24 protein-coding genes and 2 tRNA genes are annotated in these 22,145 nt (G+C 69.8%); 12 read left to right on the plus strand and 14 right to left on the minus strand.

Translation table 11 applies throughout. The features are described 5' to 3' along the window. The first annotated feature begins 10 nt into the window (after positions 1–10). Entirely contained in the window at positions 11–643 is a 633-nt protein-coding gene (locus tag ACZ4AA_RS07535) for an NAD(P)-dependent oxidoreductase (RefSeq protein ID WP_467596879.1), read from the plus strand. 37 nt (positions 644–680) lie between these two features. Here ACZ4AA_RS07535 and ACZ4AA_RS07540 read toward each other — a convergent pair whose 3' ends face one another. The 8 genes from ACZ4AA_RS07540 to ACZ4AA_RS07575 all read right to left on the minus strand — a co-directional run bounded on the left by ACZ4AA_RS07540 (position 681) and on the right by ACZ4AA_RS07575 (position 6,059). After that, positions 681–1,736 carry a UDP-N-acetylmuramate dehydrogenase gene (locus ACZ4AA_RS07540; protein WP_467596882.1) on the minus strand — a complete coding sequence of 352 codons (1,056 nt, stop codon included), beginning with the start codon at positions 1,734–1,736 and terminating at the stop codon, positions 681–683. Between the two features lie 112 nt (positions 1,737–1,848). Beyond that, on the minus strand, positions 1,849–3,363 hold the full coding sequence (locus tag ACZ4AA_RS07545) for a DHA2 family efflux MFS transporter permease subunit (RefSeq protein ID WP_467596884.1): 1,515 nt from the start codon (positions 3,361–3,363) through the stop codon (positions 1,849–1,851). A 100-nt stretch (positions 3,364–3,463) separates the two neighbouring features. Then, entirely contained in the window at positions 3,464–4,033 is a 570-nt protein-coding gene (locus tag ACZ4AA_RS07550; RefSeq protein WP_467596887.1) for a TetR/AcrR family transcriptional regulator, read from the minus strand. A gap of 206 nt (positions 4,034–4,239) precedes the next feature. Continuing rightward, a complete protein-coding gene (locus ACZ4AA_RS07555) occupies positions 4,240–4,668 on the minus strand; it encodes a MaoC family dehydratase (RefSeq protein ID WP_467596890.1) in 429 nt (142 codons plus the stop codon). Position 4,669: 1 nt separating this feature from the next. Further along, positions 4,670–5,122, minus strand: a complete 453-nt coding sequence (locus tag ACZ4AA_RS07560; RefSeq protein WP_467596893.1) for an FAS1-like dehydratase domain-containing protein — start codon at positions 5,120–5,122, stop codon at positions 4,670–4,672. Between the two features lie 493 nt (positions 5,123–5,615). Then, complete coding sequence (gene rpmG, locus ACZ4AA_RS07565; RefSeq protein ID WP_003948671.1) at positions 5,616–5,780, minus strand: 50S ribosomal protein L33; 165 nt, start codon at positions 5,778–5,780, stop codon at positions 5,616–5,618. Positions 5,781–5,867: 87 nt separating this feature from the next. After that, a tRNA-Met gene (locus tag ACZ4AA_RS07570) sits at positions 5,868–5,940 on the minus strand. 46 nt (positions 5,941–5,986) lie between these two features. After that, a tRNA-Thr gene (locus tag ACZ4AA_RS07575) sits at positions 5,987–6,059 on the minus strand. Between the two features lie 296 nt (positions 6,060–6,355). On the opposite strand from ACZ4AA_RS07575, the gene ACZ4AA_RS07580 reads away from it, so the two are divergent. Next, complete coding sequence (locus ACZ4AA_RS07580; RefSeq protein WP_467596897.1) at positions 6,356–7,606, plus strand: amidohydrolase family protein; 1,251 nt, start codon at positions 6,356–6,358, stop codon at positions 7,604–7,606. Positions 7,607–7,754: 148 nt separating this feature from the next. Here the strand turns inward: ACZ4AA_RS07580 and ACZ4AA_RS07585 are convergent, their stop codons facing one another. Beyond that, positions 7,755–8,822: a hypothetical protein gene (locus tag ACZ4AA_RS07585; protein WP_467596901.1), complete on the minus strand. Its 1,068-nt coding sequence runs from the start codon at positions 8,820–8,822 to the stop codon at positions 7,755–7,757. A gap of 155 nt (positions 8,823–8,977) precedes the next feature. Here ACZ4AA_RS07585 and ACZ4AA_RS07590 point away from each other — a divergent pair, with 155 nt between their 5' ends. Further along, the gene (locus tag ACZ4AA_RS07590; protein WP_467596904.1) at positions 8,978–9,634 is read left to right on the plus strand and encodes an SDR family oxidoreductase; all 657 of its coding nucleotides are present in this window, start codon (positions 8,978–8,980) and stop codon (positions 9,632–9,634) included. Positions 9,635–9,674: 40 nt separating this feature from the next. Here ACZ4AA_RS07590 and ACZ4AA_RS07595 read toward each other — a convergent pair whose 3' ends face one another. After that, positions 9,675–9,887: a hypothetical protein gene (locus tag ACZ4AA_RS07595; RefSeq protein ID WP_467596907.1), complete on the minus strand. Its 213-nt coding sequence runs from the start codon at positions 9,885–9,887 to the stop codon at positions 9,675–9,677. Positions 9,888–9,999: 112 nt separating this feature from the next. Between ACZ4AA_RS07595 and ACZ4AA_RS07600 the strand changes: the two genes are divergently transcribed. After that, positions 10,000–10,626 (plus strand): hypothetical protein, encoded by a 627-nt coding sequence (locus tag ACZ4AA_RS07600; RefSeq protein WP_467596909.1) that lies wholly within the window; start codon positions 10,000–10,002, stop codon positions 10,624–10,626. A gap of 189 nt (positions 10,627–10,815) precedes the next feature. Here ACZ4AA_RS07600 and ACZ4AA_RS07605 read toward each other — a convergent pair whose 3' ends face one another. Both ACZ4AA_RS07605 and ACZ4AA_RS07610 read right to left on the minus strand, forming a co-directional pair. Then, complete coding sequence (locus tag ACZ4AA_RS07605) at positions 10,816–11,370, minus strand: NUDIX domain-containing protein (protein ID WP_467596913.1); 555 nt, start codon at positions 11,368–11,370, stop codon at positions 10,816–10,818. Further along, positions 11,360–12,730 (minus strand): hypothetical protein, encoded by a 1,371-nt coding sequence (locus ACZ4AA_RS07610; protein WP_467596916.1) that lies wholly within the window; start codon positions 12,728–12,730, stop codon positions 11,360–11,362. The genes ACZ4AA_RS07605 and ACZ4AA_RS07610 overlap by 11 nt, the downstream gene beginning before the upstream one ends. Before the next feature lie 634 nt (positions 12,731–13,364). Between ACZ4AA_RS07610 and ACZ4AA_RS07615 the strand changes: the two genes are divergently transcribed. After that, positions 13,365–13,919, plus strand: coding sequence for a hypothetical protein (locus ACZ4AA_RS07615; protein WP_467596919.1), 555 nt, complete (start codon positions 13,365–13,367; stop codon positions 13,917–13,919). Positions 13,920–13,971: 52 nt separating this feature from the next. Here the strand turns inward: ACZ4AA_RS07615 and ACZ4AA_RS07620 are convergent, their stop codons facing one another. Further along, on the minus strand, positions 13,972–14,652 hold the full coding sequence (locus ACZ4AA_RS07620; protein WP_467596922.1) for an HAD family hydrolase: 681 nt from the start codon (positions 14,650–14,652) through the stop codon (positions 13,972–13,974). A gap of 4 nt (positions 14,653–14,656) precedes the next feature. Further along, entirely contained in the window at positions 14,657–15,523 is an 867-nt protein-coding gene (locus ACZ4AA_RS07625) for a GntR family transcriptional regulator (protein WP_467596925.1), read from the minus strand. Positions 15,524–16,128: 605 nt separating this feature from the next. Here ACZ4AA_RS07625 and ACZ4AA_RS07630 point away from each other — a divergent pair. The 7 genes from ACZ4AA_RS07630 to ACZ4AA_RS07660 all read left to right on the plus strand — a co-directional run bounded on the left by ACZ4AA_RS07630 (position 16,129) and on the right by ACZ4AA_RS07660 (position 22,145). After that, complete coding sequence (locus ACZ4AA_RS07630) at positions 16,129–16,290, plus strand: hypothetical protein (protein WP_467596929.1); 162 nt, start codon at positions 16,129–16,131, stop codon at positions 16,288–16,290. A 79-nt stretch (positions 16,291–16,369) separates the two neighbouring features. Next, positions 16,370–16,723: a hypothetical protein gene (locus tag ACZ4AA_RS07635; RefSeq protein WP_467596932.1), complete on the plus strand. Its 354-nt coding sequence runs from the start codon at positions 16,370–16,372 to the stop codon at positions 16,721–16,723. Beyond that, a complete protein-coding gene (locus ACZ4AA_RS07640) occupies positions 16,720–17,052 on the plus strand; it encodes a hypothetical protein (RefSeq protein ID WP_467596935.1) in 333 nt (110 codons plus the stop codon). Before ACZ4AA_RS07635 ends, ACZ4AA_RS07640 begins: the two co-directional genes overlap by 4 nt. Then, positions 17,045–18,085, plus strand: a complete 1,041-nt coding sequence (locus tag ACZ4AA_RS07645) for a DUF2637 domain-containing protein (protein WP_467596938.1) — start codon at positions 17,045–17,047, stop codon at positions 18,083–18,085. The genes ACZ4AA_RS07640 and ACZ4AA_RS07645 overlap by 8 nt, the downstream gene beginning before the upstream one ends. Beyond that, positions 18,085–18,426 (plus strand): RRQRL motif-containing zinc-binding protein, encoded by a 342-nt coding sequence (locus tag ACZ4AA_RS07650; protein ID WP_467596942.1) that lies wholly within the window; start codon positions 18,085–18,087, stop codon positions 18,424–18,426. Before ACZ4AA_RS07645 ends, ACZ4AA_RS07650 begins: the two co-directional genes overlap by 1 nt. A 76-nt stretch (positions 18,427–18,502) precedes the next feature. After that, positions 18,503–20,074 (plus strand): hypothetical protein, encoded by a 1,572-nt coding sequence (locus ACZ4AA_RS07655; protein ID WP_467596946.1) that lies wholly within the window; start codon positions 18,503–18,505, stop codon positions 20,072–20,074. 1 nt (position 20,075) lies between these two features. Beyond that, entirely contained in the window at positions 20,076–22,145 is a 2,070-nt protein-coding gene (locus ACZ4AA_RS07660; RefSeq protein WP_467596949.1) for a hypothetical protein, read from the plus strand.

Consider the following 22,145-nt stretch of genomic DNA (forward strand, 5'->3'; position numbering starts at 1 on the left):
GGAGCAGCTCATGGAACTCACCGTTTTCGGTGCCACCGGAGGCATCGGCCAGGAGATCGTCCGTCAGGCCCTGGACGCGGGCCACCGGGTCACGGCCGTCGTACGGGATCCCGCGCGGCTGACCGTCACGGGCGCGGGTCTGGAGGTGTTCCGCTCGGATCTCACCGACCCGGAGTCGCTGCGCCCCGCCGTGACGGGCCGGCACGCGGTCCTGTCCGGCCTCGGGGCGCGCGCCCGCAAGGACGCCGGGGTCGCCGCCCGGCTCACCCGATCGGTGCTGGCCGCCATGGAGGCGGAGCAGGCGCGGCGGCTGCTGGTGGTCAGCGCGGCCCCGGTCGGACCCGGCCCCGAGGACGACACGCTCCTCGACCGCGCGATGCTGCGCCTGATCTCCGCCCTTCTGAAGGACGTCTACACCGACCTGCGGCAGATGGAGGGCGAGCTGGCGGCCAGTGCCACGGACTGGACCGTGGTCCGTCCGCCGCGGCTCCAGAACAAGCCCCTGACCGGCTCGTACCGCACGGTCGTCGGAGGCTTTCCGCCCAGGGGCCGTTTCATCGCACGCGCCGACGTGGCCCACGCGATGCTGGCGATGATCGACGCCCCGGGAACCGTGAAGCAGGGCGTGGGCCTCGCCTACTAGCCCCGGGGAGCCGGTGCCTTCAGGCTCCGAGTGCCCCTCAGAGGCTCGCGTTCACCGTCACCGGCTCGTTGACCAGCGTGATCCCGAAGGCCTCGTGGACACCGGCGACGACCTCGCGGGCCAGCGCGAGGAGGTCCTCGGTGGTCGCCGAGCCCCGATTGGTCAGGGCCAGGGTGTGCTTGGTCGAGATACGGGCGGGCCCTGTCCCGTAGCCCTTGGTGAAGCCCGACTTGTCGATCAGCCAGGCCGCGGAGGTCTTGGTGTGCCCCTCGCCGGCCGGGTACGCCGGCGGCACGGCGTCGGCGCCGAGCCGCTCCCTCACGCGCGCGCGAAACGCCTCGAACACCTCGTCCGTGAGGATCGGGTTGGTGAAGAACGATCCGGCGGACCAGGTGTCGTGGTCCTCGGGGTCGAGCACCATGCCCTTCCCGGCACGCAGCTTCAGCACGGTCTCGCGGGCCGCGTCGAGGGGCACACGGTCGCCGGGCTCCACGCCGAGCGCACGGGCCGTCTCGGCGTACTTGAGGGGAGCCGACAGCCCCCGCGCGTCCTCGAGACCGAACCGCACCCGCAGCACCACATGGCGCTCGGGGTCGGCCTTGAAGCGGCTGTGGCGGTACGAGAACGCGCACTCGGCGTTGGTCAGCGTGACCGTCTCACGCGTCCTGCGGTCATAGGCGACCACTTCGGTGATCGTCGACGACACTTCCTGGCCGTACGCGCCCACGTTCTGGATCGGTGTCGCACCGGCGGAACCGGGGATGCCCGCCAGGCACTCGATCCCGGCGAGCCCGGCCTCGACGGAGCGGGCGACCGCGTCGGTCCACACCTCGCCCGCGGCCAGCTCCAGGCTCGTACCGTCGAGGGAGAAGCCCTTCGTGGCGATGCGCAGGGCGGTCCCGTCGAAGCCCTTGTCGCCGATGACCAGGTTCGATCCGCCGCCGATGAGCAGCAGCGGCGTACCGGCGTCGTCGGCCTCGCGCACGGCGGCGATCACCTCGGCGTCGGTCGTGGCGGTGATCAGCCGGGCGGCCGGACCGCCGAGCCGGAAGGTGGTCAGCGGGGCGAGCGGGGCATCGTGGAGTTCCTGCACGGGCCCAAGGGTACGAGAAGGGGCGGAGGTGCCCGGCCACCGGTGCGCCCCGGACACGCGGACGGCCCCGCCGTCGGGCGGGGCCGTGGCCACGGTGTCTGCGTTCCCCGCGTCAGCGCGAGGCGGCTTCCAGAGGCGCCGTTTCAAGAGGAGCGGTCTCCGGGGACGCGGCCTTCGGGGAGGCCGGGGCGTCGGCGTCCGGGGCGTGCGACGGGGCCTCGGCCGTCTCGGTGCCCGCCGTGCGCCGTGCGGCCGGGATGACCAGGGCCGCGATGCCGGCGAGGGCCACCACGGAGGCGCCGACCACCAGCGCGGGCCGCAGTCCGTCCACGAAGGCCTGGCCGGACTCGTATCCGCCCTGGGCGGCGAAGATCGACGACATGATCGCGACACCGAGCGCGCCGCCCACCTCGCGCAGCGCGTTGTTGGCGCCCGAGGCGATGCCCTGCTCCTGCGGCCGGACGCTGGACATGACCAGGTTGGCGGCCGGGGCGAAGTACAGCGCCATGCCGACACCACTGATGATCAGAGCGGGCAGCTGAGCGCCGTACGAGGCGTGGGCGGTGGCCACGACGGCCATGTAGCCGAGGCCGACGGCCTGGAGGAAGAGGCCCGCCGCGACGACCGGGCGGCCGCCGATGCGATCGGACATGATGCCCGCGATCGGCGCGACGAGCATCGGCATACCGGTCCAGGGGAGCATCCGCAGCCCCGCCTCGGTCGGCGAGTAGCCGAGGACGCCCTGCATGTACTGGCTGAGCAGGAAGATCGAGCCGAACATCCCGAGGAACATCAGCAGGCTGGCCGCGTTGATCCCGGCGAAGGCGCGGGAGCGGAAGAGCCGCATCGGGAGCATCGGGTTCTTCGCCCGGGTTCCGTGGACGACGAAACCGGCGAGCAGGACGCCGCCCGCGATCAGACCGGTCAGGACGAGGCCGCTGGTCCAGCCGTCGGCGGGTCCGCGGACCAGGCCGTAGACGATCCCGAAGAGGCCACCGCTGGCGAGCAGGGTGCCGGGGAAGTCCAGCCGGGCGCCGGCGCCGAACGACTCGGACAGACGCAGCCGGGCGAGCGGGAGCACGGCCAGGCCCAGCGGGACGTTCAGCCAGAAGATCCAGTGCCAGGAGACGTGTTCGGTGAGGCTGCCGCCGATGAGGGGTCCGGAAGCGACGGCGAGTCCGTTGACGGCGCCCCAGATCCCGTACGCCATCCCGCGCCTGGCGGCGGGAACCGCGGCGGTCAGCAGGGTCAGGGTCAGCGGCATCATGATCGCCGCTCCGACGCCCTGGACCGCGCGGGCGGCGATCAGCGAGTCGATGCCGGGGGCCATGGCCGCGGCGGCGGAGGCGCCGGTGAAGACGGTCAGCCCGACCAGGAAGAGCCTGCGGCGGCCGAACCGGTCACCGAGCGCCGCGCCGAACATCAGCAGGACGGCGAAGGTGAGCGTGTAGGCGCTCACGGTCCATTCCAGGTCACCCAGCGCTCCCCCGAGATCCTTGCGGATGGAGGGCAGGGCGGTGGTGACGACGAGGTTGTCGAGAGCCGCCATGAATCCGGCGACGCTCGTGATGAGAAGGGCCCAGACGGCGCCCCCGCGGCGTCCCACGGCCTCGGTCTGCTGTGACATCTTTCCCCCAGAAAGATCGATGGTTAGTTATTGATGACTAACTTCAATGATCATGGAAATCCGCGGACCGGGGCCTCGGCGCCCGGCCACCGCTTCCCGCCTACTCCTCGGGCCCACAGATGGCTCCGGGGCCCGAGAACAGCCCCTCCCACACCCGGTGCTCCGGCGGGAAGCCCATCGCCACGAACGTGTTGATGAGCATTCCGGTCGCCAGGAACGTCGTGGTCGCGCCCGGGTCCGCGCCGAGCGGCAGGTGCACGGTGTCCCACAGCCGCATCCAGCCGGCCCGAACGGCCTCGCCGAACTCGTGGTCACCCTCCTGCTCGGCGGCGGCCACGGCGACGTACATCTGCATCTGCATCATCAGCCGCTCGGGCCGTTCCGCGATGACCTCGACGTACGCGTTTCCCATGGCACGCTTCGCCTCCTCGCCCTCCAGGCCCTTCGCGGCCTCCCGGAAGGTCTGGATGGTGTCCTCGACGCACCGCTCGGCGGCGGCGAGGAAGATCGCCTTCTTGCCCGGGAAGAGCCGGAAGAGATACGGCTGCGAGACCCCGACACGCTTGGCGATCGCCTCGGTGCTCGTGCCGTGATATCCACCACGGGCGAACTCGGTGGTCGCCGCGCGGATGACGCTCTCGCGCCGCTCCTCTGCACTCATCCTGACCATGAAACTAAGTTAGTACTCAATCACTAACTTTGCAAGGGGGCGAATCGGGGCGGTCGGCGTCGTCCGGCCACAAGCGTCGTCCGGCCACAAGCAAGAGGCGCCCTCGAAGGAGAGCGCCTCTTGCCCCGAACTCGGATGCCGGACTCGGAACCAGGCCGTCAGGCCGGTCGTACCCCCTGCCGTCAGGCCAGGCGTACGAGCGGCCCTCAGGCCAGGCGTACGACCGCTCGCGACATGCCCAGCACCTTCTGGCCGGCGCTGGTCGCCGTGAGGTCCACGCGGACGGTGTTGTCGTCCAGCTTGGCGGCGACCTTGCCGCTGACCTCGACGGTGGCGCCCTTGTCGTCGTTCGGGACGACGACGGGCTTGGTGAAGCGGACCCCGTACTCGACGACGGCGCCCGGGTCGCCCGCCCAGTCGGTCACCACGCGGATCGCCTCGGCCATGGTGAACATGCCGTGCGCGATGACGTCGGGAAGGCCCACCTCGACCGCGAACTTCTCGTTCCAGTGGATCGGGTTGAAGTCCCCGGAGGCACCGGCGTACTGCACGAGCGTCGCGCGTGTCACGGAGAACGTCTGGGGCGGCAGCTCGGTGCCGACCTCGACCTCCGCGTAAGAGATCTTCGCCGCCATGTCAGCCCACCTCCGCCGCGCGGGCCACGAGCTTCGTGACAGCCGTCACGACATGCTCGCCCGCCTCGTCGTGGACCTCGCCACGGACGTCCAGGATGTCGTTGCCCGCCATGGACTTGATCGACTCGATGGTCGAGGTGACCGTGAGCCGGTCGCCCGCGCGCACCGGGCGGGTGTAGGCGAACTTCTGGTCGCCGTGCACCACCCGGCTGTAGTCGAGACCCAGTTGCGGGTCCTGGACGACGACGCCCGCGGCCTTGAACGTGATGGCGAACACGAAAGTGGGAGGGGCGATCACGTCGGGGTGACCGAGCGCACGCGCGGCCTCGGGGTCCGTGTACGCGGGGTTGGTGTCCCCCACGGCCTCCGCGAACTCGCGGATCTTCTCCCGACCGACCTCGTAGGGATCGGTGGGCGGGTAGGACCGCCCCACGAAGGACTGGTCGAGCGCCATGGGCTCGGTACCTCCTGGTTGTCTTCGCCGCGTCTGTCGTCTTCGCCGCGCTGGTTGTCTTTGCTGCGCCGCCGGTGCGCCGGACACCGCCCGGCTGCCGACCGGCGTCTTCGCCGTGTCGGTGTCCGCGCTGTGGCGGGTACCCGCAGGGTGGCGGGCGTCCGCAATGTGGCGGGTGTCACGGTTTTCGGCGTCGGGGTTGGGGCCGATGTTGCTGCCTGTAGCCGGTTGCCGGAGGCCGTCAGGGTCACGGTTGCCGTCACCGGTAGCCGTAGCCGGTAGCCATGGTTGCCGACCGTCACGGTTCTCGGTCGCCGGTCGTCACCCTGCCGTCGCCGGCGGCCGCCGCGGCGGGACCGGCCGTTTTGGCCGGACGGCCCATCTTCGCTCGAAAACGCCGGTCCGCCTACGCCCCCGGCCCGCGCCGGGACATCGGTTCCACAACGACGCGAGGCCGCCCCCCGAAGGGGACGGCCTCGTGTACGAGCCTGAATTATCGCGTTTCGCGGTGCGCGGTGTGCGCGTTGCAACGCGGGCAGTGCTTCTTCATCTCCAGTCGGTCCGGGTTGTTACGCCGGTTCTTCTTGGTGATGTAGTTCCGCTCCTTGCACTCCACGCAGGCCAGCGTGATCTTCGGGCGGACGTCGGTGGCAGCCACAGGAGTGCTCCTTGACGAACGGATGGGACATTAACGCATAGAAGAGTAGCCGATCGAAGGACCGACCCCACAATCGGCTACTGTCAGTAGCGGTGACCGGACTTGAACCGGTGACACAGCGATTATGAGCCGCTTGCTCTACCGACTGAGCTACACCGCTTTGATGGGTTCGGCCCCCGTCTCGCGACGGGAACCTCCCTCACCAGAGCCCCAATACGGAATCGAACCGTAGACCTTCTCCTTACCATGGAGACGCTCTACCGACTGAGCTATTGGGGCGAGCGATGAAGACATTACACGGTCCTCCGCCGATCGCCCAAATCCGTTTCCCGGCACCCACCCGGGCCTGATCACAGGCGTTTCCCCGGGCGTTCCCGGGACCCTTCACGCGCCCCTCCGGCCCCCTGGATCGCAGGGGTGACTCCGCCCGCCGACGGGCCACGCCGGTACGACTATTGCGCTCCTCCCCGACGTCGACGGGTCACCGTCCTAGGCTCGACCCACGCTGCGTGATCTTGTGTCCCCACGCTCCGCAGTCGTCCCTCCCGAAGCCGTCCCCGAGCCACAGGAGCGCGATGCCCGACAGCCAGCAGCAGCCGCCCCGCTCCCGCTCGGGACAGACCGACCCGGCCGCTCTCCTGCTGTGCGGGGCACGGCTCACCGACGGCCGGACCGTGGACGTACGGCTGGGCGGCGGTCGCATCGAGGCGGTGGGCACCGCGGGAAGCCTGGCGGCGGGTCCCTCGGGGGCACTCCCCGCGAAGGTGGACCTCGCCGGCTACCTCCTCCTGCCGGCCCCCGCCGAGGCCCACGCACACAGCGACACGGCCCTGACGGCCGACGACCACGGACCTCTCGCCTACGACGACCACGCGATCCGGCGCCGGGCCACCGAGGCGGCCCTGCTGCAACTCGGGCACGGGGCCACGGCCTTGCGGTCCCATGTGCGCGTCGGTGACGTACAGGGACTGGACGCGCTGACGGCGGTGCTGGAGGTACGGCGGTCGCTGCGGGGGCTCGCCGAACTGACGACGGTCGCGATGCCGCGGGTGCTGACCGGGGCGGCCGGTGCCGACGGGCTCGCGATGCTGCGGGACGCCCTGAAGATGGGCGCCTCCGCGGTGGGCGGCTGTCCGGACGCGGACCCCGATCCGACGGGGTACGTCGAGGCCGTACTGGAACTCGCCTCCGAACACGGCTGCCCGGTCGATCTGCACACGGACGCAGGTGATCCGGCCCGGCTCGCGCGGCTGGCCGCGATGGCGGGCGGGCTGCGGCCCGGGGTGACCCTCGGGCCGTGCGGCGGGCTCGGCGGGCTGCCCTCCGAGGTGGCCTCCCGCGCCGCGGACCAACTCGCCGCGGCCGGCGTGACGGTGGTGTGTCTGCCGCAGGGCGCCTGCGGCTCGGCCGACGGGCGCGGCACCGCTCCCGTACGACTGCTGCGGGCGGCCGGTGTACGGGTCGCGGCGGGCAGCGGCGCCCTGCGTGACGTGTCCAACCCGGTGGGACGCGGAGACCCGCTGGAGGCCGCGTACCTGCTGGCCTCGCGGTGCGGGCTGCGGCCCGAGGAGGCGTACGACACGGTGAGCCGTGCCGCCAGGGCCGCCCTCGGGCTGCCCGAGGTGCGCGTGGAGGCGGGGTTCCCGGCCGAGTTGCTCGCCGTGCGCGGGGACCGGCTGGCGGGGGTGCTGTCCCTCGCGTACAGCCGGATCGTGATCCACCGCGGGCGGGTGGTGGCGCGGACGAGCGCGGTCCGGGAGTACTGCGACTCGGCGGCCGAGTCCGGCCTCGAACTGCCCCGGCAGGGACGGGAAGAACCGTCCTAGCCGGGGTGGAGCCGTTCTGGCCCGAGTTGTGCCGTTCTGGCCGGGGTGCGGCCGTCCCGGCGCGAGTCGGGCCGTGCTGGCCGGAGTCGGGCCGTGCTGGCGGGAGTCGAGCTGTCCTGACCGGAGTCGGGGCGTGCTGGCCGGAGTGCTAGAACCCGCCGCCCATGAACATGCCGCCCAGCGGGCTGCCCCCGGAGATCTTGCCGGCGGGGATCTCGGTGGCTCCCGAGGGCGCGCTGATGTCGCCCGCTCCGGAGAACTTCACGACGAGGGGCAGTTCGACCTTCTTCGGGGCGTCGCCGAGGACGGCCAGGTCGACCCTGATCTGCCGGAGGTCGCCGTTCCTCAGCGTGAAATCGACGGCGGCCTTCTTGTTCGGCGCGCCCTTCAGGTCCTTGGCGGTGGGGAGTTCCGCGCCCGGCGGCAGGTCGCCCTGGAGCGGACGGAGCTTGTCGAAGACCCCGGTGAGCAGGTCACGGACGTTGCCCGTGGCGACGACGTGCTCGACACCGTCGGCGCCGCCCTTGGTCCGGAAGGTGACCTTCCGGCCGATGACGGTGCGCACGGCGTCGAGAACCTTCTTCTGGGTCTTCGCGTCGATGTCCCCGGCGGACCCCTTCGAGGTGCCCCCGGCGTCCTTCCCGGCCCGCTCCAGCTCCTTGACGTCGACCTTCACCCAGTCGCCTTCGAGGACCTTCCCGAACTCCTTCTGGCTCGGCGGGAGATCACCGGCCGACGGCATGGGGACGCCCATCGCCTTGCCGATGGCCTTCATGTCGCTGCGGTAGTACATGACGTCGCCGATGACCCGGTACTCGACCAGGACGCCATCGGGCCCCGTGACCTTCACGCTCATCCCGACCAGGTCCTTCTGGCCCGAATCCGCCAGCTTCTTCCTGGACTTGACGGAGACGTCGACGCGCAGCGCGCTGACCAGCTTCGCGAACTGGGGCGGAAGGGCTTCGTCGGGGCCGCCCTGGCCCGCGAGGGTGTTGATCGCGGAAGCGTCGGCGTCCAGGTCCAACTGGAATCCCAGCGACTTCTGTTCGCCGAGGTGCTCGACGGCGTGGTCCACCTTCTGCGCCGCGGTGAGGTTCTGGACCGTGCCGCAGGCAGCCGCCGCGGTGAGGAGGACAGCGGTGCAGCCGACCGCGGTGACGGTCTTGCGTATGACGGTGATGATGGTCTCCTCGTACGACACCGCACGGGTCCGCACGGTGTCCCTTCGTTGTTCCTTCGTTCGCGTGTTCACTCGTTCCGGCGCGTTCCCGCGGCGATCGCCCACGCGTTCTCAGCGATCACCCATGTGACTCATGAGTCGTCCACAGGGTTGTGCGGCGAACGCGGTCATCGGGGCGTACGGTCGGAAACATGCGCATTGTCATCGCTGGTGGTCATGGTCAGATCGCGCTGCGGCTGGAGCGGCTGCTCTCCGCGCGCGGGGACGAGGTCGCGGGGATCATCCGCCGTGCCGAGCAGGGGGACGACCTGCGGGCGGCCGGCGCCGAACCGGTCCTGTGCGATCTGGAGTCGGCCTCGGTGGAGGAGGTCGCCGCGCATCTCCAGGGCGCGGACGCGGCCGTCTTCGCCGCGGGCGCGGGACCGGGCAGCGGTGCAGACCGCAAGCAGACGGTGGACAAGGGCGCGGCGATCCTGTTCGCGGACGCCGCCGAGCGCGCGGGCGTACGCCGGCACGTGGTCGTCTCCTCTATGGGCGCGGACCCGGCCCACCAGGGCAACGACATCTTCGACGCGTACCTGCGCGCCAAGGGCGAGGCCGACGAGTACGTACGCGGCCGTGCGGGCCTGGACTGGACGATCCTGCGCCCCGGCGGCCTGATCGACGACGCCGGGACCGGCCTCGTACGCCTGGAGGCCTCGACCGGCCGCGGCATGATCCCCCGCGACGACGTGGCCGCGGTCCTCGCCGAACTGGTCGACACCCCGGCCACCACCGGCCTGACCCTGGAGGCCATCAGCGGCTCGACACCGATCTCGGTCGCGGTGAAGTCGGTGGCGGGCAACTAGGACCTGTCCGGGCCTCTCGCCCGTCGCCGGTCGCGGAGGATCAGAAGAGAGGGAGCTGGCCGGGGAAGGCGGGAACGGTGTAGCCGTCCAGCGTGGGCTGCGCCGCCCCGATGAACGCTTCCCTCCGCGAACCGGGACACGAGACCATCTCCCCGTTCCCCCGCGCCCCGGGCGGATCGTGCCGGGCGAACCGCCCCGCGACGACCGCGATCTCCCGACGGCACTCGGGGCAACTCCTGCGACGCGATGACATGCGATCAGTGTGCCCCGCGATCCCGCACTCCCGCCCCCACCTGCGGCCCCCCTTGCGAAGATCGGCGCCACCAACGCTTCCCACCACAACCAGCCGGACGACGGGGGCCCGCATGGACGCATCCCTGACCGATCCTGAAGACCGGGAGCAGCAGGCGGACGTCGCCCGACGCCTGCTGTACTTCCTGAACGCTCCGCTCGCCGAGCACTGGCGCCTGCGCGGCGTCCTGCCCGCGCCCGGCGCCGTACGGGTCGCCCTCCGCGCCGGGGACGACAAGAACGGCCGGGACTTCCTCTACGAGATCCCCAACGACACGGTGACCCCGTACTACGTCCCGGGCCTCCTGCGTACCGTCCTGAGCGGACCCCAGCTCCACAGCAACGGCGATGTCGGCGAAGCCATGGGGATGACCCTCGTCCGCCTCCGGCCGGAGGGGATCGCGCCGGACCCGGAGCCCGAACAGGGCCGGGCGCTCACCTTCGTGCACGCCCTCTCGAACCCCGGCGAGGACGAGAACCCCTTCCTGATCGGCTTCCTGATGCACGGCGACGGGCTGCTGCGCCTGTACGTGCAGCGCGTCGACCGGCCCGGCGTCATCGGCGCCGACATCCGCCTGACCGAGACGCCCGCCACCGCGCTCATCGCTTCACTGCCGTCCCTCGTCGAGGAGGAGCAGTACCGACGGCCGGCTGCGGACGACCCGCACTGCGATCTCCTCGTCGACCTGACCGACTGGTAGAGCCGCCACGCGGCCCGACCCTCCGTCCCGGGCGAGGAGTTGCCGCACATGGTTCCGACCGGACCCGGGAGCGCGGACAGCCGGATCGATACAGCTCTCCGGGAGGGGACGAGCCGGTGTGATCATGCTCTCCACCCAGGGCGCTTGGGAACACCCCGGGAAGCCCACGCCCGCTGAGCGGCGCCTCACCTAGCCGCGGGCTGCGGCGGCTGCTCCGAGCGCGGCGAGGGTGAAGCCGTCCCGTAGTTCTCCCGCGCGGAGCGCCTTGGCGATGTCGTGGGGGCTCCACCAGCGCGCGGCGGCGATCTCACCGTCGTCGACCGCGCCGGGGCGCAGCGGAGCATCGCCCCGGACCGAGACCTCGACGACGGCGACCTCGCTCTCCATCAGGCCGGAGTCGATGTCCAGGTACGCCACCACGACCGCCGCGGAGCCCACCAGTCCCGTCTCCTCGGCCAGTTCTCGCAGCGCGTCCGCGGCAGGATCGGTCTCGCCGAATCCGCGGGGCAGTTCCCAGGCCCATCGACGGACCGTCGGCCTCCACTGGCGGACCAGCAGAATGTCCTCGCCTCGTCGTGCGAGCACCACGACTCCCGTACGGCCACCGCCGACGCGGACGCGGTGCCGGACGGTCTCCGCGCCGGAGGGCAGGCGATAGGTGTCCAGGTAAACCTCGCACCATCGGCCGCCGTCGGCGTCGGTGTAGGCCTTGTCGGTGCGCGTACGGGGCGCCTCAGTGTCCATCGGGACCTCCTCGCAGCACCCCTGGGAGCTCTATCACGTCGTACCGCCCTCGGAAATCGCCCAAGCGGGTCACCCCCGCCGCCACGGCCGCAACGACGACCGGCGCGAGCGCTCCACCCGCGCCGGCCGCGAACGCTCCGGACGTCCCCTCGCCGAGCAGGCTGGTCGCCAGGCTCAGTCCACCGCCCGCGACGGTCTGAGCGGTGACCCCCCGCGCGCTCCGCGCGAACCGCTGGAGCCGGGTCACCGACACCTCGCCCACGTCGGCGGCCGGCGGCTCCTTCGTCCGCTCCGCGAGCAGGTCGCCCACCTCTTGCAGCGCGGCGAGGTCACGCCGGTGCCACCAGCCGGTGAGGGCGTCGGCGGCGTCATCCGTGTACCGCTGCCATTGAGCACCGCTCATCAGACCCAGCCGCAGTTCGAACCGGGTCGGATAGATCACGACCGGTGTCCGCTCCCCCAGTTCCGCCGCCTCTCGGCGCCGGATGCCGCGACGGGGCGAAGCCAGGCCGAGCAGGCACCCTTCGCTCGCCGCGATGGCTCTGTAGTACGCCTCGTCGAAGGACTCACGCAGCATCTGCGCGTCCGCTCGCGCTGCCGGGTCGCCGGAGCGCAGCAGTGAGTCGAGTCTTCCGTACAGGAGGCTGCGGCTGGGGAACCCGTTCACGTCGAGCTCCCCGCCGGTCCAGGCGGCGAGCAGCGTCCGGCCCGCGGCACCGGCCGCGTCCTCGGGGCGCGGCGGAGGCCGCAAGGCGTACGCGGTCGCGTAGTCGGCCGGCACGAGGGGGCTGACGTCCACTAGGCCGCGCCCGGCGGCTTCCAGCCAGTCGCCCCACCGGGCAACCGTGCGCCGCCGCAGCGGAACGTCGAGGACGCCGGTCGCCGCCAGCAACCGGTCCGCCATACCGGTCGGCCCCTCCGCGGCAAGGGCGGCGACCGTGGACTCGGCGTCCGCGCGAACGGCCAGCTCCCGCTGAAGTCGCAGGCACTGGTCGTCGGGGATCGGGAGGGAAGAGAAGAGGAAGCCGGTGGAGAGCATCGCGATCAGCTGCCCGGCCAGGTCCGCGTTCCGGGAGTTCACCCGGATCGGTAACGCGGCACCACCGCCGATCGCCCGGATCGCCAGCTCGTCCAGGAGTGCTGCGGGCCGGAGCGCGGCGAAGACGGCGCCGTCGAGCAGTTGGGGATAGGTCAGGAACAGGGAGCCGCCCTGGATGACTTCCCAGCGCAGCCGCCCGAGCAGCTCGGCCCGCCCGAACGTGGTCAGCCCCTCCAACGGGGCCGTGGCCCCGGCCACTTGGGCGCTCATCCTGGCCCGCTGCCGTACGCTGTCCCACCCGGTGCTGAGGACCGCGGTCATGTGCCAGCCCCCTCTGCGGCGTCCCTACGTGAGCTAGTTCCGCATGTACCGATCAGCGAAACAAGGGACAGCCGCACATCTCGGAGGCCACGAAGCTGCCCCCGCCTGCCCCACACAGGCCGGTCAGCACGCGAGCCGGGGTGAGACACAGGGGGAGAAATCGGCCAGATCAACGCCCGCCACCAGGGAACGACGAAAGGGCCTGTGATCAGCATTGCTGCTGGTCACAGACCCTTTCAATCATGTGGCGGCGCCAGGGTTCGAACCTGGGTAGGCTTAGCCGGCAGATTTACAGCGGGTCGGCTTTACCCCCTCTGACCAGCCAACCCCTCAGGAGTAGTCGCCCCTGGGGGACAGGTGGGGGAACGATCAAGCCGCGAACCGAAGCCGCTCAGGCGCCGGCGTGAGATCCGCGAAGCCGTGATCAGCCGACTGTGCATGGAGTGCACGGTCACCGGCCCAGTCGAGCATCGCGGAAAGGTCACAGAATAGGCAAAAAGGGCGGACGGCTGCCTCGCGACTGGAACACTACAAACCCTCGCATTTGAATCGGGGGGTTCTCATGGTGTTTCCCGCTCCACCCGCCGCTCCTCCTCCTGGTGCTCGGCCACCCAAGAGGGCGCCAGAACGCTGGATGGCTATTGCCGCGGTGATCAGCGCCTTGACCGGAGCTCTGACCTTCTTGGTGGGATTCATCGGACTGCCAGCGGCGGGAGTCAAGTCGCCCGCAGGTGTCGCGGCGACGGTGACTGCCACAACGACAGTCACGGCGCCTGCCCCCAGGGCTAACGGCGGGGATGAGGCATCGCCAGCCGAGTCGCCAGCCGACACGTACGTGAAGCACTGGTCTGGGCGAGTCGAGTTTGCCGGATGGTTCGACTTTGATGCCATCCCGCCGTCAAGCGCAGGGAATACGGATATCCATATTGCCGGAATCACCGACGGTGGTGAGGCTGAGCTGAACGGATCTTCGTATACATTGGCACCAGAAGGGAACACCCCGAACCCTGCGGAGTGCACGCAACTCGTCCAGACTCAAGGCTCCGATGACATAAAGGTCCCCTCGGGGCGGACGGTCTACCTCATTACCGGTGATGGACGGCCGGCAGCCGCCAAAGTCGTCTCCTTGTCCAGCCCGGACTCTGGCAGGGTGGCGTTCGACATGACGGTCTGGGAGAAACCGGTGTGACCTGGTATGAGACGTTACCCTAACCATGCCCAGATGACGCCGGCCAGAGAGGCTAGAGGGGCGATCCGTTCTTGAGCGCGTCCGCAAGAACACCCATGGAACCAATTACCGCGTCAGCCCCGGCTTCAGCCAGGGAAATAGTCTTACCTGCCCGATTCGCATATCCGATGGACATGGACCCTGCCGAAATGGCCGCCTCAATATCGGTTACCGAGTCCCCCACCAGCGTGCAGCCATCGAGAGCCACACCCAAGCGAGAAGCAGCTACTCGAAGCATGTAAGGTGACGGCTTCATTCGATCCGGCTGATAAGCAGGGCGCCCCACAATCTCATGTACCAGGGAAGTTAGATTGTGGCGCAGAAGGAACTCTCTCACGCACTCAGCAGAGTTGTTGCTCACGATCGCCACGTCACGGCCAGACGCTCTAGCCGCTTCGATAGATGCGACACACCCTGGGGTGGGGTCTCCAGCAACCTTGACTGCCGCAATTTCAGCCTCAACTAGGCGATCTTCCACGGCACGCAGGGCACGCTCCCCTGCGTGGGGCGAGGCACGGAGGGCGTCCATGAAATCCAGACCCTCCATCTTTTTCGCGAGTTGCACGTTGAAGCCTCGCATCACGCCGACAAGACTTTCGGCGACTTCTGAAGCTGGAATCCCGGAGAATACCTCGCAAACGGGTCCATCGAAGTCAAAGAATACGCTTCGAGTAGCTCCGATTACACCCGCCATCCCTTCACTCCCCATCAGGGTTGAAGTCCCTTCCAATCGTGGTCCACACACTATCGAACCACATTTTGGCCTGATCGACCTGCTGAGCACCACTGGAGGATTCACCCTCATTTATCGAGTAGTGAAACAGAGTGGCGTCTGGCCCAATCAGGTCGAAAATTTCGACTGGAGTCCCCTGCACGACCACTTTATTCGGTCGAATCGGATAGTACCCGAAGAAGGCATCTTCCTCATTGATCACATAGAGTTTGAAAAATTGCGTTCCGCTATGAACGCGAACTGAGACCTTCGTTTCCGGCACCAAACCTAGCAGGCTGAGCTCGTGCACCTGGTTTGCGATTCCTCGGGTAAATCCCACCATCAAGTCGTGCATACGCATACGGAGACGCGGATCATCCTCGCCGTCACTCTTCCGAACCGGGGCAGCCTGAGGCACTGCCATATCTGGCACCAAAATGCGAATGTTGATGCTGGACGGGGTGAGGCGACCCACTCGAATCTTATCGATTGGGTCCTGTAGAGCGGCATGCAGAGTCTCGCTTGAGAAGCCAGCGAAGTCGATGGATACCTTCCGACTCATGAAGGCTTGCTCTACATAGGGACGGAGGCCGGCAGGCCGCTCAGTCCGATTCCTGACGTACACCCCGCTCCCCTTACGGGATACAACAAGCCCTTCGTCCTCCAGGTCGCGCAGCGCCCTCTGGATCGTCGCTCGGGCGAAGCCGTAGAGCTCAGTCAGCTTGTTGTGTGAGGGAAGCCTTTCCCCGGGAGCCAACTTCTTTGTGCGGATGGCCGCGCCGAGACTGCTAGCCACCTGCTCATAGGGCGGCCGACTGTCGTCTGGGTCCAACGGCTCAGGCGTAAAAGTCATGCCTCAACGCTACAGCCCCGCAACGCCATCGAGGCAGCCAGGACAGCCAAGTGTTGACATGACTAGCCAGGATGGCTACGTTGAGGTCATCCCGATCGGGCTAGCCAAGTTGGCCAAGTCGGGGGCCTTCTTTGGGCTGCTCAGCGCGCCCAGCAGGTCCGGTCTCGCGAGGGATTTGGAGCCCCTGACCAGGGGTTACCGCGCCTGCTGGGGAGTGATCGCTCTTTGAGAACTGAACAGTGGTTGAGACGACGGGTGCAAGTCCCGTCCCCGCAACGGCCCGGGTGATGGCCGCTGGCGGCCACTTCCTCGCGCACCGGCTCTGGAGAACAGTCCTCGGGATCATCCCTCCCTCACGGGAGGTCAGCCCGTTGGTTGCCACCTGGTGTGCGCCGCCCTGCTGGCGTCAGAGCAGTGACGATGACGCACCCGATCACCGGCTCGGAACCGGCTCGCCCCGCAAGGGCGGGACCGGAGAAGCCGTTCCGCACCGCCGCAACGCTCATGCTGCGGCCGGCTGCCTCCCTCGGTCGTACGGGCGGGGTGGCAGGGAGCCGGGGCCGACACCGGCCAGGCCCACACGCACGACACCGTCAGGAGTCTGCATGTCCTGCGAGAACACAGCACAGCCCGTTGACCTGACCTCCGCGGAGAACGTCCAGCGCGGCCAGGCGGTCTACGACCGGCTCACGTCCGGCGAGTGCTTGGACGTGGCCGCGGAGCTTGATGCCGCGTACGGCGTCACCAGCGAATCGAACGACGACTAACCCACCCAGATACGGCGCGCCCCCGGAGCTGCAACTCCGGGGGCGCTTTGGGCCGTACCAGAGCTAGGAGACACGACCCATGAAGTGCATCGTTGCAGGTCATGTGGCTGTTACCCCGACCGAGTTCGCGGAGCTGGCGTTCGGTATCGACCTTGAACTGTTCACCGGCCCCGTTCGGGAGTCGGACCTGGAGCGGGCGGCGCGGCTGGACGTGGCGCGGGAAGTGCTCGCGGAGCTGCGCGAGAGCGACGCGGAGGCCGCGGCGTTCGCGGCGTCCCTGCTCCGCATGAGCCCGCTCGTCTCCCGCCCCACGGTGCGCCGTTCGCGCCGCACCACGAAGCGTCAGGGCGGCCGCTGCACCGCTGGAACGGCGCTGGCCGTGCGAGCGGAGCTGTCTCGCCGCTCCGCCACGACCCTGGAGGTCGGCGCATGAGCGAGCTGCTGACGCTGGCCGCCTTGTCCGTCCCGATGCGGGCGCTGCGCACGCTGGCCGCCGAATACGACGACCTGCCCGCCCCCACCGTGGGGGTGACCCCGATCTATCCCGAGCGTCTGGAACTCTCCCTGCACAACGGGCTGGGAGAGTTCGAGGTCTGGCGCGTAGCCCTGGACATCGGTCCGGAGCAGGTGGAGTTCCGCGAGCAGGCCGGCAACACCACGTGGACGCTCCGCGGGACCGCCCCGTACGCCGGTGCCGAGATTCGCCTGATCGCCTACGGGTCCGCCCTCGACAGTGTTCGAGCAGGGGGCGGAGATGCTTGATTCCCTATCTCCCGATCAGCTCCGCTCCGCGGAGAGGACGCTCTCCGCCGGGACGTGGGCCATCACCGCTGGTGCGGTGCTGTTCTCCGTCCTCACAGTCACGCCGCTGGTCGAACGGGTCACCCCGGACGGCTGGGACCGCACCGCGCCGATCCTGCCGCTCGTGGTCGACACTGCGGTGGTCATCGTGGTCCGACTCGATGCGACCGTGGCCCGCCTCGGGGGAACGTCCGGGGCGTGGCCGGCCGTGCTGCGGTGGATGACCGGTCTGATGACGCTGCTCCTGAACGTCGGGGACAGCGCACTCAACGGTGATCTGGTGGGTGTCGCGGTCCACTCCGTGGCGCCGCTCCTGCTGATCGCCACCGCAGAAGCGGGGCTCGCCTACCGGCGTGCGATCAACCGTGCCGTGGACAAGATCGAGCGTTCACGGGCCGCCGAGACCGAGCAGCGTGAACAGCAGCAGCGGGCCGACCGTGAACGCGAGCAACAGGCCCGTGAACACCGTGAACAGCAGGCCCGGGACCACGCCGAAAAGCTCGAACGCGAGCGGGCCGACCGGGAGGCTTCCGAGCGGGCCGCGGAGCGCGACCACACGGCCCGGATCGAGCGTGAACGTGGCGACCGGCAGGCCGAGAACCGGCGTGAGCAGCGCGAATACGAAGAACGCGTCCGGCGCGAGGAGCAGCAGCGCGAGGACGCCTTGCGGCGTGAACAGCGTGAACAGGCGGACCGTTCACGGGCCGAACGGCAGGCCCGGGAGGTCGTCTCCCTGGCCTCTCGCGACGCGGTTGAGCGGGAGAGCGTGAAAACCGTGAACGGCGTCGTGAACACCGCCGTGAACAGCCGACCGACCCCGTTCACGAAGATGCCCGAGACCGAAGCCCGTGCCTACCTCCGCTCGTTCGGCGGGGGCGAGAAGTCGGTGCGGCAGCTCGCGGAAGACACCGGCTGGTCGATCGGATGGGTCGCCAACCGTCTGCGCGAGAACGCGGACGACGACGGGGACGGACCGGCTGAGGCTGCCGTCTGATGGCCTCTATACCCGTCTACTCCTGGCACCTCGCCCCCGACGGTCTGGCCACGATCCGGCAGCTACGGGCCCGGGGGTTACGGCCCGGCGGGCAAGGCGTCGCCGCGCAGATCGAGCGGCCCCGCCACCGGCGCGGCCCGCTGGTCGCCTACCTGTACGAGATCGACAAAGCCAAGCCCGTCCGGCCGATGACGCCGGCGAAATGGGCGGCCCTGGCCAAGGCGAACACTGCGCGCCGCATCTGCCCTGAGTGCCGGCGGGATGCCGGATACGTCATCCCTGTCTCGCTCGGAACGTGCGTGCCTTGCGCCTACCCCAACGACGAACAGTGCGCCGCATAAGCCCTGTTGGCAGGCCCGACCGGACGGACCTCTCACAGCCCCGGTCGGGCCCTACTCCTCAAGGAGTGCTCACAGCATGACGGAACTCAGCACCGAGCCGGTAGTAGTCCCGGCTCCCCCGATCACACCGCCCCCGACACCACCCGCCGCGCCCACCACGGCCGATGAACCGAAGGAGGTGGACCACACGCCGGGCGGGTGGCCGGTCGTCCCGCTCACCCTGTCCGGCATCAACGGCAGCATCGGCGCGGTCGCCGCCGCATCCCTGGCCGGCGGCCCTATCACCGCAGCCGTGGCCGCGACCGGAATGGTCGTCCTCGGCACCCTCGCTGCCGCCCGCTCCCACAAGCCCAACCCCCGCCGCGACGCCCGTCGCACAGCGGCCCGCCACGCCGGCCGATCTACGGCCCGCACTTCCGGGCTGCGGAGCTCCGGCACGAGCAGCCGCGAAAGTACCGGTAACCGCTCGGGAGGCTCGCATGCCGGTCGTGACGGCCGGTCGGGCAACATGCCAGGCCAGCACCGCCGCACCAACAACACCGCGGCCCGCCACGGCACGGGCACCAGCGGGAAAGGCCTGCACAAGTCTGCGCACGGCCCGGCCAAGCACAGCGCGGGCAACAGCGCTGCGGGCCGGTTAGGGCAGGTCAAGGCGCTGCGGGCCGCGCAGAAGAATGCCGCGGGCTCACGCGGCGGGCAGCGCAAGCAGACCAGCGACGCCCGTCGTGCGGTCGCCGACGCGCGCCGCAACGCCAAGGCTTCTCTCGGCACCAACCGGCCGACTAAGCGCCCCGGTCCCGCCGGCCGACTGCTGGGCGGAGCAGCCCGAAAGGCCCGCGCGGCACGGGATGCGGCGATCGCGAAGCAGCGCAACAAGCGCGACGCGAAGACCGGCGGCACCGTCGCCGCGCAACGCGCCGCGGTGCGCAAGGCCCCGGCCCGTAAGGCTGCACGGCAAGCGCTGCGCCGGTCTGCGGCCCGCTTCCACGGCCGCCGGCTGCTCGCCGCGCTGCTGGCACTGCCGGTCGGCCTGCTCGGTCTCCTGACCAGTCCGCTCGGGCGGAAGCTGCGGCTGCCGTGGCTGGTCAACCCCGGCCGGCGCCTGTACCGGCGTCTCGTGCAGACCGCGGCGGAGCAGCGTGCGGAGCGGGATGAAGCCGCGCGCGAGGAGCAGCGCGAGCAGGAGGCCGCCGCGGATGCGGAAGCGGCCAAGGACGGCACGGACGGTATCGCGGGAGAGGTCGAGCGTCCCGCGGCCACGGTTCCCACCAGCACGAACAGCCCTGTAAGTGAAGGAGAGCACGTGTCCGGTTTCCAGTTCGAAGAGGCCGCATCCGAGATGGAGCAGGCCGCCAACTCCTACGAGCCCGAGAACGCCATGGAGATCCTGGCCATGGTCGAAGGGCTCCCGGCCGCGCTCACCGCGGTCGCCAACGTCATGAAGATCCTCGCGGAGCGCTCCGACTCGGAGTTCCCGCTGGAGAAGGAGATCGCGGACGGGTTCAGCGACATCTTCGGCGCCCTGATGAGCGCGGTCGCGGTCGCGGAGGACATGGGCCCGTTGTTCCGGCAGGTCCATGCGCAGGACATCGCCCGGCATGAGGACCCCCGCAACGGTCCCGAGGCTGAGAAGGGTTGGAACGTCTGAGATGAGCACTGCCACCGCCAAGAATCAGAGCAGTGGCCCGGTGCTGGACTGGGCAGCCGGTCACGGACCCGTGACCGGCGCCCTGTCCGCCACCACCGGAGCCTTCGCCGTCGCCACCACCGGCGCCGCCCTGTCCATGCCGCCCGGATGGGCCCTCGCCGTGGGCGCTGCCGGGGCGCTCGGGCACACCGTCGCCGGGCTCCGCGTGCGCAACGCGGGCCGCACCCTCGCCTTCAAGGCCGCATCGTGGCTGGTCGGCGCGGGCTGGACCACCTGGGCCATGACCACCGGCCCCCTGTCCTGGGCGGCCCTCGGATCCCTGACCGCCCTGGGGGTGGGGATGGGGGCCGGTGCCCGATCCGTCGCCCTGTACGAAGAGGCCCGCGAGGACGAAGCCATCGCGGCAGAACAGCGCGCCATCGCCGCTGAGTTGTCTGCGGAGCGTCGGGCGATTGCTGCGGAGTGGGTCGAGCGGATCCAACGGATCTGCCACATCGCCGTGCGGGTGGTCGGGGTGGAGAAGTGGGAGACCGGCGCCGGTTACTCCCTGGACCTCGAACCGCAGGGCGGCATCACCTACGACCGGATCGCCCAGCACTCCGTGGCTCTGTCCGCGGATGCGAAGCTGCCGCACGGCTGCACCGCCACCGCCGGCCCCGGCATCCACCAGGGCCGCACCATCCTGGACGTCACCACCGTCAACGTCCTCGCAGACGAATGCCCCTACCCCAGCGACTACGGGCCGCTCTCCGTGCTCACCGGGCTCCCGTGGGGCGTGCGGACCAACGGCGAAACCGTGCCCGTCTACCTGCGCGAGCAGTGCGCGCTGGTCGTCGGCCCGACCGGATCGGGCAAGACCAACATGATCCACACGATCCTCGCCGGGTTCGCCCGCGCCGAGGACGTCCTGACCTGGGTCATCGACCTCAACGCCGGATCGGCCGGACTTCCGTGGGTCCTGCCGGCACTGAACGGGGACCTCACACGAGAGGACGGCAAAGCGGTCCGGCCCGGGATCGACTGGCTCGCCGGGACACATGAGGAAGCCCTCGCCATGCTCGATGCCGCGCTGACGATCGGGCTGCACCGCAAGAAGGCCTACCAGGACGTGCTGTCCAAGGCGAACACCGACAACCTGCCGATCAGCCCGCGGATCCCGCAGATCCTGCTGGTCATCGATGAGGGTGCGGAGATCCTGGTCAGCACGGACCGGCAGGTCAAGGAACTCGCGAAGAAGATCCTTGAAGTCATCCGCATGCTGCGCGCCATGGGCATCCGCACCGTCCTCACCGCCCTCGGAGCAACGGGCAGCGTGCTGGGCAACCTGATGATCCGCCGCGAAGGAAAGGTCCGCGTCGCCCTTACCGGCGGGGAGACCGAGGGCATGGACCTGGGGAAGATGTTCCCCGGTCGCCGCGGGCTGCGCGTGGACCAGGCCCCCTACCAGGGCGCCGGGTTCATGGGCACTCCCGAGTCCCCTGCCGCGTTGTTCAAGGCGTGGCGGATCCTCCCCAACCAGATCCGGGAGATCACCGCCGCAACATCCGACCGGCACCCGCGACTGGACGACGTATCCGCGAAGGCTGCGGGCGCGGCGTACGCGCGCCGCTGGGACGCGGAGCGCACCGCGTGGATGCGCGACCTCACCCTCGATGCCGACGCCGGCATCGAACCGTCCGCGGCGGCCACGGGTAGTGGGTTGAACCTGTCCGCGCTGCGCACCGAGTCGAACGCTGCGTCGCAGGACGATGAGATCCTGCGCCGCTTCCGAGCAGAGATCGACGCACAGTTCGGCACCACGCCGGATCCCAACGGGGATGGGGCGGAGCGGCCCGCCGGGCTGAACCTGTCCGCACTGCGGGGCGAGCAGGGCCCGACGTGGCTGCCGGCCGCGCTGGACGCGATCAAGGCAACCGGGGCGCAGGGTATGAAGCCGTCCGCGGTCGCCGATCTGGCGGGCAAGGACCGCAAGACCGTCCGGGCCGCGCTGCAAGCCGCGGTCGAGCGGGGCGAGTTGGTCTACCGGGACAACGGGCCGCACTCGGTCTACGTCCACCCCGACCACGCCTGA

The organism is Streptomyces sp. NPDC024698, from assembly GCF_055559015.1.